Origin of the sequence: Stenotrophomonas sp. YAU14A_MKIMI4_1 (assembly GCF_003086855.1) — a bacterium.
Classification (GTDB): Bacteria; Pseudomonadota; Gammaproteobacteria; order Xanthomonadales; family Xanthomonadaceae; genus Stenotrophomonas.
Map to the genome: position 1 here is coordinate 2945977 of NZ_CP025998.1, position 12517 is coordinate 2958493.

Consider the following 12517-nt stretch of genomic DNA (forward strand, 5'->3'; position numbering starts at 1 on the left):
GCTCGGATCATTAGGGTCAGCAGGCATTTCTCCCCCCAGGAAGTAAGCCCCCCTGAATATGACCGCCCTGGAAATCTTCATGGTTCGATCTTGGGCCCGCATCGGTCACCACTCCCCAGTCATATCTATCAGCAACTGACCAGCAGTCGTGTTCGTCGACAACGGCGCGGCAGAGTTCAAGACGTTGAACGATTTGACGTAGAAGACCTTACCGGGAAACGCATCTAGGTCACCAATCATCTCGCCACTTACAAAGGGCCGGGCGTGGAGCGGCGAATAGGCACCAGGCAGGTATCCGCGCGCCAAGTAAGCCAACTCCTTCATCAATGGTCGCTCGAACAGTGCCCCACCAGATATTGGGTCCGGGAAAGGCGCACCAATTGACCCAATTGCTACACCACCGGTTCCATGACTCGGTGTCGCCAAATGCAGCGGAACCGATCCCGGAAGATTGGTATACGGACGTAGCACGTAGCAACTGGTGGTTGCAGGCATTGCTGCGCCAAGAATGCTCGATGTGTACAACAATCCATCGACCACGGACTGAGAAGGGGTGGCCATCGAGTTCCCCCCCACCATGAAATTGGACTTATCCCCTGGAACAAATGATTCAATGTCGCCAGCAAAGAACGGGAGCGCCGGAATCGCAGAGTAAGGATTGGAAGCGGGGATGTTGTAGTAGTTCACGAACAGGTACATCGACTGATCTGTGGCGATGATCTCCCACGGTCGCGAGTTACCGTTGTTCTCGCTGGATTTCAGCATGAGAATTCCGTTGCTACTCTGCGCAGTGGTCGGAGCAGCACCGGTCCCAGCATCGATGTCGCTCATCGTTTCATATGCGCGCGCGTACGCGTACCCAGGCGTCGCGGCAGGCTCTTCGACGCGGAGGTAGCCGCCCGAGCCATCCACGTGATTGTTCCGGTAGACACGCTTATTGGTGCCGCTAAAGGAACGAACCCAGCCTGCGCCACGCTTGAGATCAGAGCCTTGGCCATATCCGTTAACGAGGACAGCATCCAACAGCGCCACGAGGCTTCCAGCCACACCGCTCAACTGCGGTGCCCCCGGATCAGTGGAACGATAAATGCGAGGCAGCGACGCCATTATGCAGCTCCTTCGATATTTCCGATAACCTGGATACGAGTTGAATCTTTAGCCAGTTCAGGCGTGCCAGGCAGCGTCGTGCGGATCATCCAAACCGGGGCCAATCCCCCCACGGTGTTGAAGCGAACAACATTGTTGGTGGACCAACCACCACCCCATCCCTCCTTCCGCATCCGGAAATAGGGCTGCCCAGTGCGCGGATTCACTGGAACCAGATCAGATGTCGTGTTCCCTGAGGCGATTACACCGACCGTCTCACCAATCAACTCGAACTGCGTCGCGGACGTAAATCGCACAGCCCAGCGCTCCGTAATCGCATCCGCATTGGTCACCACCAATGGATAGTCGGTGTCGTTGTAGGTGCCTGGCGCCACGCTTCCAGACGGCACGTCCGCCCACACGTTTGTCCAGGCCGCCTGATCGAACAGGCTCACCACCCGCGCCTGCAGATCCAGCGATCCATTCGCCTCACCCAGACGCAGCCCGGTGCTGATCATCGCCTCGCCTGCCGGGTAGTCGTGGGTCAAGCCGGTGTTGATCTCGATCTCGCCGGTGATCTGCGGCTGCACCACCAGACGGCGGTCCTCGACACGCTCGCTGATCGTGATGGGCAGCGTGTAGGCAGCCAGGTTCAGCGGATCGCTGAACCTGAGCGTTCCAACGTCCAGGTCAGCCACGAACCATGCGGCATCCACCGGCGCGCCCACTGCGTCACGAACCTCGATAGCAGCCACCCGCCCCCGTCCAAACGAGACCGCCTGATTGGCCTGCGGTGAAGCCACCACGTGCTTTGCGGTGTGGTGAATCAGAACTGTCTGCCCGGGCTTGAAGGCTGGGGCACGGCCATCGCTGGGCAATCGAACGGACGACAGGCCGATCACTACCTCTGAAAGAGGAATGGAGCGGTAGACAACCGCGCCCATGTAGATGGAACCCGCCAGCACCAGCGTCGGGCGCCAGACGCGGTCGCCCTCCACCAGGTCGGGGTCAAACCAAGGCTGCCCCTCGTTGCCGGCCACCGGCACCAACTGGCCGAACTGGACCTTGGCGACACCGCTCTCCCAGTCCACGGTCCCGCGCATCTGCGCGCCCGAGATCACCCCGTTGATGTCAGCCGTGGCGGTGATCAGCTCCCCATCCAGTCGATTGGCACGCAGGGTGAACATCCCGGGCCGCAGCGGCGAGCCGGGGGCGCGGAAGAACGCATTGGCCACACCCGGGTCCGCAATGCGCGTCAGCAGCGACTGAACCTGCACACTGCTGGCTCCGCCGGCCAGCCACTGAACCAGGTTGACCACCCCGGAGGTGTAGTCGATGGTGCCGGCGTAGATGCCTGCACCGGTCAGCGGGTCCACCGAATGGTAGATACCGCCACTGCGGTCCACGTACGTCCGCCCCCGGAATGTGAAGCGGACACTCCCCGGCACGATGCTGTCGCTGATCGTGGGGGTCAACTGGAGTAGAACGGGCGGCAGCGGGAAGGTTTCCTCGGCCGGCTGCGAGGTCGCCCCTGCAAGCATCCAGCCCACCGAGACGATGGTCCCGGCGGAGAACTGGGCCAGGACATCGAACCGGTCATATCCCACCACTTTCAGCCTGCCCGACCGGATCTCGTACTTCGGGTAGGACACCTGGTGGACCATGAACTTGCCAGCCTGCAGCGTGACGGCTGCAGTGTTGTAGTTGATGGAACCCAGAACCGCAGTCGACGCCGCGTCACCTACCGACACCGCCACGATGTTGCCGTTACCGTCATCCTTGGCAAGCACGCGCATGGGCTGGGGGGCAGACGTCAGATCGTACGCGTCACGCATCACGCTGATGACCCAGTCCAGCACCAGCGAGCCGGGCCGCACAGGGCCTTCCGGCAGAACAAACGAGACCACGCCATTGCCATCCGGTACCGGCTGCGGCGCTGCGTTCAGTGGCTGGCCCCAATCGTAGATCACTGCACCTTGGCTATCTGCATCCGGCAGCGTCTGCAGCCGCAGCGTGCATTCGCCGGTAGCGTAGGAGATCGTGCCGCGCACCTGTCCGGCAACAAGCAGACCGCCCACACCGTTGTCGACCACCACCACGTCGCTACCTGCGATGCGCAAGGTTATGCGAACGCTGCCAGGCACCGCCGCGCCCTGCCCCAGCAAGAAGTGCAGCGCAGGCGCCTGAATGCTGGCATCGCCCGTGCGCGCCTCGGCGATGATGGACGTACCCCAGGCCTTGATCACGCTGCTGCCCAGATCCGGCAGCGCGCCGGTGGTCAGCACCAGCGCACCTGACGCGTAATTGATGGTTCCGCTGCCCTGCCCCGGCTTGCCCACCAGCTGACCACGGCCGTTGTCGGTGAGTCGATACCAGCGCCCGAGCGCGCGGTAATCCACCACCACGGTGCCAGGAGCCGGCAGCGGCTCAAGCTGGGACAGCCAGACCATGCCCTGGTTGTTCTGGGTCACCGTGGTTTCGTCGGTGAAACCCTGCATCGGAATGGTTCCGGCTGGGGTGGCGGTAATGCTCACGCTGGTGCCGCCCACGCCGGTCGCGTGCGAGATCGACACCACGCCTGCCTGGTAGTCAACGGTGCCGCTCCACGGGGTAACGGCAACCGAAGCCAGGCCACCGGAACCGTCGTCGCTCAGCTCCACGCTGCCAACCAGCACCTTCACACTGCCCACGGCCATACCCGTGCCGAAGAACCGTGTGACGGGAACGCCGGCGGTGAACGAGCTGTTGAAGCTCAGGCCCAGGCTATTAGCGGGCCCCGAGGGGATATGGCTCAGCGTGCCCATGCCGGCCAGCACGTCGCTCACCGGGGTCTCAGCCGTAGAGGTAGGAACGATGGGCACGTAGGGAGAGTCGATCTGCACGGACAGGTCACCCGGCTTTCCGGCCGCTGTGAGCCGCTTCACACTGTGGTAGCTGGTGGCATCGACCACGTTGGTTTCGTACACGCGGGTAGCAGGCTTGGTGGCCGAGTATCGGATCACCTCTTGACCGTAGAAGTTCAGCAGCAAGGCGTTGACCAGCTCCACCACCAGTACGTCGCGCTCGAAGGCGCCCTGGTCATCGGTGAAGGTGCGTGTGGTCCTCGACAGCACGCTCTTCACCCGCACGTACTGCTCGCCCGGATCTTTGCCCGACGATGCCAGGGTGAGCAGACTCAGGTTGTCGTTGATGTCCGGACTGGGGGCATCTTTGGTCGTGTAGACCTGAATGGTCATCTGGCCGATGAACTGATCGCCCAGCAGGATGAAGCGCGACTCGGTGCCGCGGGTGATGTAGCTCTCGACGCGGTTCTTCGCGTCCAGGCGCACGTCACTGTACGAACCGGTGGCGAACATGGTCACCGTCACGCGCGGGTCTGCAGGCGGATCGATCAGCACGGCGATCGCATCCTTCAGCACGTCCGGGCCCGGCGTATCCACATGCACGAACATCTTGCGCAGCGTGGAGCGGCCCGTGGTCCGCTCTTCATCGCCGATGTCCGGGAACAGGTTGTTCATCGCGCCGTCGACAATCTCGGCTTGGACCATACGGCCGCCGCCATCGGGGTTGTCGGTGAGGCGCTGCGACTGCCGCATTTTGATGTCAGTTGCGAGGATCGTCATTGTTTAAACCGTCATAAGGCGAAGGGTGACAGAGAAGTGGTCCTGGTCGATGGCAGGCGCCGCGAACCGCAGCGGGTCAGCCTCAATGGCCGCGCCCTCGCTGCGACGCCAGCGCACCTGGAACGTTCGCTCGCCGCCGTTGTGGGCAGGAAGGACCAGCTCCAAAGGGGCAATCTGCAAGGTGGATTCGCTGTCCTGCAGGGCGCGCAGAATTGGCAGTGAGACCACACCAACATAGGCAGCACCGTCGCGCGTACTCTGCAGCGTGATCGGCCGCCCGGCCTGGCGCTTGGACTCCTGCACGATCAGCGCACCGGTGAGGCTGTTTCGTACCTGCTGACCGATCTGCCAGCCGGTGAATTCGTCGGTCCACTGCAGATCGGCGGGAAGGTCGATGCCGGCGAGCGTGATGCGCGTCATCCCTGCCTCCCGCGTACGGACACCGCGCGGCTTTGCTGAACCTTGCGCAGCACCGCTGGCGCGACCAACCCGACGATGCGCTCAGCGAACTGCCTTTCTTCAGCAGTGGCCGCAGCCATGACTTCCTTGCTCGGGGTCCGCCAGTCGATCACCAGCACTTCCTCTTTGCTCGATCCCCCGCCTATGCGCGCCCGATCGGCTTGGGCCTGTGCTTCGGCTTCGGCTTGGACGGCCTTGAGGCGGTCCTGAGCAGCCTTCAGCGCGGCCGCGTCAGCCTCGGCGCGCTGCCGGGCGATACCTGCCTGCAGCTGCGCAACCTCGTTCAGTTCCGACTCGCCCACGAAATCGAACTGGCGCTGTAGGCCGGCCTTCGCAGACTCCAGGAACTTGTCCTGAGCACTGCCAGCCTCTTCCAGTTCTTTCTTCAGGCCCGCCAGCTGCTTTCGTTGGGCGGTCAACTTGTTCAGCGCATTGGCAAAATTCTGCAACGGGTTGGTGTTCCCCAGGTTGGTCATCGCGTGCTTGGCGGCCTCGGAGATCTCGCCGATGCTGAAGGCCATGGACTGGGCTGCCTTTCCAGCCTTTTCGAACTGCCCACCGGTCTGCTCGGCCCGGTCCCCGAGGTTGGCCACTTCACCGGTGGCTTCCGACACGCCCTGGGTCATCTGGATGATGGCGGCGCGTCCGGCCATCGCGCCGCCCTCAACCTGCCCCATGGCTACCTGGCCGGCGTTACCCATGCCCTTGAAGTTCTGCCCGGTCTGCAGGATCTGGCCTTGCACCTGAAGCTGGGACTGGACCTGGGCCTGGCGCCACTGGTCGCTATCGGCCACCGCCGCCTGCGCAGCATCCGAATAGGCGCGGAAGGCCCGCCGCACATCTTCAATGCTGGCCTTGCCCTGGGAGGCGCCACGCTGGATGGACTCAAACGCCGCCTTGGCCGAATCCCGGGCCGCGTTCAGCGATTCCTGCGACTGGATACCGAGCTTGGCGAAGTCGTCCGCCAGAGGGTTCAAGGCCGTCTGGATATCGCGCAGGCGCATGTTCAGCGCAGCGGCAGCACGCTCCGCCGCATCAAACCCGATCTTGCCCTGCTTGCCCGCCGCCTCCAGCAGCGAGCCCAGTGTGCGGGCTTCATCCAGCGTCGCCACCTTGCCCAGCGCCGCCTTGAATGCGGTCTCGATCTGCGTGCCCGTGGCCACCGCACTTTCAGCAACGGCGCCAAACGCGGCGATTGCATCGCTACCGGACTCCGTAAAGCGGAACCCCATCCGGTCAGCAGAGACGCCCAGCTTCTCCAGGGCGGCCAGCAGGGTGGTATCCAGAACCGCTGCAGCATCTACCGCTGCGTTCGGGAGGGCCTCGAATGCCGATTGGGCTGAGGCCTGGAACCTTGCCAGTTCTTCACCGGACAGCTTCCGCAGCGCCTCCAGCAGCCCTTCGCGCACGTTCTTTTCTGCCGCACCGCCTTGCGTGGCGACATACCCCAGCGCCGCGCCAACAGCCTCCAAGCTCGCTGCATCGGCGAAGTTCAGCCCAGCGAACAGCTTGCCGATGGACTCGGTGGCCAGCTTGGCATTGCCTTCGATACCTTCCAGCTGGCCGACCACCAGCTGCGCCGCCCCACTGATCCCGGTCTTCAGCGAGTCTGCAGCGGTACGGGCGCCGCTGCTGAGCGCAGCGAAGCCAGTGGATACGTCCAGTAGGCGCTGGGTCACCTGGCCCAACTGCTGCAGCTGCTCTGCCGTCGCCGTACCGGCCTTCTGCTGCATCAGCAGGAAGCCCTCCTGCGCAGTCAGGTACTGCTCGAGACCGGAGAGACGCTTCTCATAGGCCTGGCGCTCTGCCTCTCCCATTCGCGCGACCTCATCCGAGGTCTTGATGACCACGTCACGGTAGGCAATGAAGGAAACAGCCTGCTGCCGGAGCTGCAGCGCAGAGTCACGCACCTGGTTGATGTAGGCGCGCTGCGCCTCGCCCGCCCGCTTCAATGCAGGGTCATGCTGCTTCCAGATGTCCTGCGCGACGGTCTTGAGCGCATCGAGCCCACCCACTGCAGCTTCCAAGCCCAGCACCGCCACCGTGATGGGGACCACCCTAGGCAAGCCGCGCAACAGCGCCCCAAACCTACCCAGGCCTCGGCTGCCACTGGCAACGGCCGCATTGTTTGCGAGTTGCGCGTTGGTCGTAGCAATCAGCGAAGCACGCCAAGCGTTCAGCTGCATCAGCGCACCGACGATCTTGAACTGGGCATACGCTGCTGCCATCAGCCCGATGACCCTGGCGTGGTCAACAACCCACTGCGTCGAGCCCTTCACCGCCTCGGCCATGGTGACGATGGCCTGGGCGGTCTGTTTGGCCCAGCGCGACAGACTGCCGTCGGCGGCCAGTCGATCAAGCGTGGTCAGCAGGGTCGTGAGCTGTTCCTTGAAGTAGGTCAGCACGCCCTGGTCGGCGACTTCCTGCTTCCAGTCCTTGAACCGGTCGGTTGCGGTCTTCCACAGGCCGGCGATTGTGCCAACCTTGGCCGCAGCTGCCGCGCCGCCGTATGACTCTGCCAGCAGATCCAGAATGATGGACTGGGCCTGGGCAACTTGACCGGTGGCTTCCAGGCTCTTGATCAGCGCCTTTTGGCTGTCATCCAGCGTAAAACCTTGCTTGCTCAGGCTTTCCATCGCCTTGGACGGCGTCTGCAGAGCCTTGCCCACGGTCTCGGCCGACTGTTCCAGCGACATGCCCAGCCGTTGGGCCTGGTCGATGGTGATCTGCATCGCTGCCGGGAACTGCTCGCCTACGATGTTCGTGTAGGACAGAAGGCGCACCTGCGCCGCGCTGATCTGGCCATCATCGAACAGCCCGCTCTGCAGCTGCTGACGCATGGTCGCAAGGCTCTGCGCCGTGAATTCGCTGGTGCGGCCAGTGGCGTGCAGGGCTGCCTCCAACTGCGCGAGCTCCTGCTCCGCGTCGCTGCCCTCCTTCACGATGGCCTTGATGCCATCCACTACCCGATTCAGGCCGACAAACGCGATCGCGCCAGCGGCCACCGCCCTGAGCCTGCCGAACCAACTGACCGTGCTCTCTGTAGCCGTGGCCAGATCGCCACTGCCGGCGGCCGCTTCAGCGGCACGCTCACGGTAATCGGCCAGCGACTTCGCGGCGGCCTTGCTGGTGTTTGCCTGCTTACGGAAGGCGGCCTCGCCTTCAGCGATCTGCTGCTTGCGGCGGGCACCAGCTTCAGCCTCGGCCGCAGCGGCTCGAGCCTGCTCGGTCAGCGCTGCCGCACTGCGTGTGGCTTCGACACGGAGGCGCTGCTGGTGGTCGGCCAGATTGGCGGTGTTGACGCCCAAGGATGACAGTTCGTCATCCGCCTTGGCAACGGCATCCCACTGCTCGGTAAGCGCCTTCTGCAGGCGCTCCCCTTCTTTGCGCAGCTCGCGCTGGGCAGCCAACACCTCGCGCGAGGGCTTCTCCATCTCGCCGATGCTGAGGCTGAGGGACAGCGCGGCCTGCTGGTTGGCGCCGAACTGCTGCTCCAGCTCGGCCAGGTCAGCCATCATGCTTTCGAACGCGTCAGCCTTCGAAGCGGCGGCGTTCAACCCGGTAAGCGAGTCCAGAAGCTTGGATGCCTTGCCGGCCGTCTCGACCGATACATCGCCCAGGTCGCCGAACGCAGCGCGCAGTTCGTCCACGCCCTCACGGCCTTGGGTTTCAATGACCACCCGAATTGCTTCTTCCAGCCGATCAGCCATTGGAGCTTCCATTGATGCGCCACTGGCGGCGCAGTTCAGTCACATAGGTGGTGTGCAATCGGTCCATCAGCCGGCGCCGCGCGGCAAGCGCACGGCTGTTGCCGTCAGCGCCGGACAGCATTTCGAAGGGGCTGGGCCCGCGAAGGATGCGAACCGGGCCGCGGCCATATCGCATCTGCTGCGCCCGATCCCAGCTACGTACGCGAATTGCCCTGCGGCCCTTGATCGTCGCGATGAAGGCGCCGTCGTATGTCTTTGCCTCGCCCAGGCCAATACTTGCGGTGGCCCCTTTCGATCTACGCCCTGCCCAACGACCGCCGAACTCGATTAGCGAGATCTGCCGGGTGCTGGCCCAGATCGCCAGGAAGTCATCCTTGCCCCGCTTCCCCGTGCTGTAACCGCGCGTTCCCGTCTCAACCCGGTATTTGCCACGAAGGGCCGATGCACGGATGTTGTAGGAGGCGCGGACCTCCTGCGTGGTGGCCGGCCCGGCACGGCGCTGCAGCCCGACGAATGCCCGCTGCACAGACAGGTCGTAGCGGTTCAGGACCTCGCCAGCCAGATCAGTCAGGCCGTGGAAACCCTTCGCCCGCCGGCCACTGACGTAGTACTTGAGCAGGTTGTTGGCGCGATTGGATGCCACTTAGCCCTTCCTGATTCATGCCGGGAGGGCGCCGCACAGGCGCCCTCCCCTTGCCGAGGTCACTAGCCCGCTCAGCCCGCCGACTGCGCCGCGATCTTGAAGGTGTAGAGATCGGTCTCGCCGGACTGGAAGATCACCGGCCCGGTCAGGGTCACCTGGATGGGCTCATCGCTGAACCAGTCCACGTCGCCATCCACGGTCAGGTCGACGTTCGGGATCGTCAGCAAGCCTTCGTCACCACTGATGCGGTCCTGCATGTCGCCCAGGATCTGGAAGGACTTGCTGGGCGTGGTGCCGCCGCTGATGGCGGTTTCGAGGTAGGCGTCGTAGGTGTAGGTGGCCACCACGGTGTTGCCGGCCTGCAGAGCGCCGCCGGCTTTCGGAATCAGAAGTCCGTGCACCGGATCGAGGGTGTAGTCGGTGCCTTCCACCAGGTCGACGGCACCCTTCTTGAAGACCGGCGCGGTGTCGGCCAGCAGGAAGTTGTGCGGCAGCTTGACCGGGGTGTCCACGCTATCCACGGTCACAGACACGTCGGTGGCGGTACCGGCGGCGACCTGGGTGGCCACCAGGGTGCCGTACAGCATGCGGGCCAGGATCGCGGGCGGCACTTCCAGTGCGGTGATGGACACGCTGGTAACGCCGGGATTGGAATCTTTGTGGATGATCTGCTGGTAGCGCGCATCACGCCGCTTGCTCTTGATCTCCACCGAGTCGCCGGCTTCATAGCTGAACGTCAGCGACGATTGTTCCAGCGGTTGGTTGCCGAACTTGTCGGCCGGCTCGGGGATGACGGGAATGCGAGCGCCGTTGGCGCCGTGCTCCCAGAAACGCAGATCGCCTGCGAACTTGCGGACTTTGGGCTGTGGCATGGTGGTGTTGCTCCTACGGGTTGGGGACGGGCTCGAAGGTCTCGGTCAGACCAGCCCGCGCGGTGATCTGAGCGACGACGGCGGAATGCCCTGCGTCGTCTTCCAGGGTTGCCATCTGGGTTGTCAGCACTTCAAACGCGGTGACGCCCTTCGGCAGCAGCTTCTGGTTGAAGGTCAGTGCGCGGATCAGATCGTGGCGGGCACGATGCACCAGCAGCCGCGGGTTCACCTGGCCACCTCCCCGCGGCACCTCGAATTCGATGGTGATCGCCGCATCGGAGCTCGCTTGGGCATTGCCACCGCCGCTACGAGAGAGCTGCTGAACCGAGATAACGGTGGCGGGTTGCGACTGGTCTTCGCTCACTTCGTCATCGTCAATGATGATCAAGCCAGCGCCGATATCGGTCAGGAAGTCAGCTGCGGTGCGAATCTTCCGCACACGATCACGCAGGAACTCCACCAGTTGCCAGGACAGAGGCTCCTTCACATCAGCCACGGCTCACCAGCCACCGGCTACGCGAGCCGTCGTCACTAAGCTTCTTGGCATTGATGAACACCTCAACGCCAGCACCACGCCCGGCAACGCCTACCTCCAACCGATCTCCCTGCTCCGGCTCAACATCCGCGCGCAGGTAGGAAATCTCGACACGCCCGGCAACAAACTGACGGAGCTCGCCGATGGTCTCCACGTCACGGTCGATGTAGATCCGGACGCCAGCGGTCACCACGTCATCCTTCTTCGCCGTGTGCGTACCAGTGGACGCCATCCCTGCTAAGGCGAAGGCCGCATGAAGCGATGCGTCCAGCTCGCGCAGGAACTCGACTTCGATCACTTCGCACCTCCCGAACAGAGCAGCGCGTATGCCTGCAACCCTCTCACCTGGGCGTCACACTGGGCGGCGGCGCCAACAGCTCGGCCCGCACTTTCGATTCGGTCGTCGGCTCCACCATCAGGCTGGCTGGCGGCAGCGGCGGCCGCGGACAGCTCTGCGGTGGCGAGGGACGCTTGCCAACGCTGGTGCAGGCGCTGGTTGCCAGCGCGAAGATCAGCGACCAGACGATCAGTCGATTTCTGTGCATCGTTTTTTTCCTTTTCGAACTTGGCAGCCAGGTTGTTCGCAGCCGCGGCGCTCTTGCGCTCTTCCTTCAGGGTCAGGGCGGCGGCGTCCGCCTTAGCCAGAGCGGCATCACGCTCACCCTGCATGGCGTCACGGCTGGACGCAGCCTGATCGGCATCGCGGTGAGCGATAGAGACCGATCCACGCTGCCAGACGATGACGCCCAGAAGCAGCAGGATGGCGACGGTCAGGGCGCGGATCATGCGGACACCGCCGGATCTTCGGGCGGGATGACAGCACCAAGCCCACGTAGCGTGGATTCAAGCTGGCGGACGCGCATACGCAGCGCGCTGGCCTCTTCCTGTGCCCTGAGGCGCATCTGCATCTCTGCCTGCAGCCGTTCGTCCTGAAGCGAAACCCTCTGCTCCAACGTTCCGATGCGTTCGGAGAGGCCCTTGATGAGCTCGACATTCGCGTCGGTCTCAGTGCGGTCCTTCCTGCGCGATAGGAACGCCGTCCACGTCTCGCGAAACAGCCACAGCGCAACCACGCTGCCCGCAGCCCACCAGGGTGCCGTGGCGGTGACGCCGCCGCCGACCATCAGGTCAGAGCCTCTGCAACGCCGGCGGCGATCACATCCGCGCGCCAGTACAAGCCGCCGTTCTCGTGCTTGGCGATGGCAGTCGCCAGACGGGTGAGGGTGACCACATTGTCCAGTCGAATGACTTCTGAAGGCGCAACGCCAACCGCCGCGGCGACCTGCTGGACATACGCACCGGTGTTGTTCTCAACCGGCGGCGCCCAGCGGCCGATGATTTCCTTCACCGTGCGCAGGCCGTGCTTGCGCTGATAGGTGAGCAGGGTCTTCGCCAGTGCGCGGAACCCGGCCTGCGGGGTCAGGAACACGCAGAAGCGCTGTTCGCGGGCGATGGCCGCGGCAGACCGATCCTCCCCCTGCCACGGCGTGCCGGTGCGGTCGATGTTGCCAGGATTGTTGTTGCGTACGCCGCGCGGCGTGCTGGTGGTGCCCATGCGATCCCCCGTTGTCGCTGAAGAAGAACCGGCA

General features: G+C 63.9%; 11 protein-coding genes. All 11 read right to left on the bottom strand.

Annotated features, from left to right (window positions below):
* Positions 1-105: 105 nt before the first annotated feature.
* The 11 genes from C1931_RS20325 to C1931_RS13595 all read right to left on the bottom strand — a co-directional run bounded on the left by C1931_RS20325 (position 106) and on the right by C1931_RS13595 (position 12483).
* Positions 106-1107 carry a hypothetical protein gene (locus tag C1931_RS20325; protein WP_159095501.1) on the bottom strand — a complete coding sequence of 334 codons (1002 nt, stop codon included), beginning with the start codon at positions 1105-1107 and terminating at the stop codon, positions 106-108.
* On the bottom strand, positions 1107-4709 hold the full coding sequence (locus C1931_RS13550) for a hypothetical protein (RefSeq protein ID WP_108756733.1): 3603 nt from the start codon (positions 4707-4709) through the stop codon (positions 1107-1109). Before C1931_RS13550 ends, C1931_RS20325 begins: the two co-directional genes overlap by 1 nt.
* Before the next feature lie 3 nt (positions 4710-4712).
* Positions 4713-5129, bottom strand: a complete 417-nt coding sequence (locus tag C1931_RS13555; RefSeq protein ID WP_108756734.1) for a hypothetical protein — start codon at positions 5127-5129, stop codon at positions 4713-4715.
* Positions 5126-8878, bottom strand: coding sequence for a Laminin subunit alpha-2 (locus tag C1931_RS13560; protein WP_108756735.1), 3753 nt, complete (start codon positions 8876-8878; stop codon positions 5126-5128). Before C1931_RS13560 ends, C1931_RS13555 begins: the two co-directional genes overlap by 4 nt.
* Positions 8871-9521, bottom strand: a complete 651-nt coding sequence (locus C1931_RS13565; RefSeq protein ID WP_108756736.1) for a hypothetical protein — start codon at positions 9519-9521, stop codon at positions 8871-8873. The genes C1931_RS13560 and C1931_RS13565 overlap by 8 nt, the downstream gene beginning before the upstream one ends.
* A gap of 71 nt (positions 9522-9592) precedes the next feature.
* Positions 9593-10393 carry a hypothetical protein gene (locus C1931_RS13570; RefSeq protein ID WP_108756737.1) on the bottom strand — a complete coding sequence of 267 codons (801 nt, stop codon included), beginning with the start codon at positions 10391-10393 and terminating at the stop codon, positions 9593-9595.
* A 13-nt stretch (positions 10394-10406) separates the two neighbouring features.
* Positions 10407-10889: a hypothetical protein gene (locus C1931_RS13575; RefSeq protein ID WP_108756738.1), complete on the bottom strand. Its 483-nt coding sequence runs from the start codon at positions 10887-10889 to the stop codon at positions 10407-10409.
* A complete protein-coding gene (locus tag C1931_RS13580; protein ID WP_108756739.1) occupies positions 10882-11226 on the bottom strand; it encodes a hypothetical protein in 345 nt (114 codons plus the stop codon). The genes C1931_RS13575 and C1931_RS13580 overlap by 8 nt, the downstream gene beginning before the upstream one ends.
* Positions 11223-11714: an endopeptidase gene (locus C1931_RS13585; RefSeq protein ID WP_108756740.1), complete on the bottom strand. Its 492-nt coding sequence runs from the start codon at positions 11712-11714 to the stop codon at positions 11223-11225. Before C1931_RS13585 ends, C1931_RS13580 begins: the two co-directional genes overlap by 4 nt.
* Positions 11711-12052 carry a hypothetical protein gene (locus C1931_RS13590; RefSeq protein ID WP_108756741.1) on the bottom strand — a complete coding sequence of 114 codons (342 nt, stop codon included), beginning with the start codon at positions 12050-12052 and terminating at the stop codon, positions 11711-11713. The genes C1931_RS13585 and C1931_RS13590 overlap by 4 nt, the downstream gene beginning before the upstream one ends.
* Entirely contained in the window at positions 12052-12483 is a 432-nt protein-coding gene (locus C1931_RS13595) for a structural protein P5 (RefSeq protein ID WP_108756742.1), read from the bottom strand. Before C1931_RS13595 ends, C1931_RS13590 begins: the two co-directional genes overlap by 1 nt.
* Between the last annotated feature and the right edge of the window lie 34 nt (positions 12484-12517).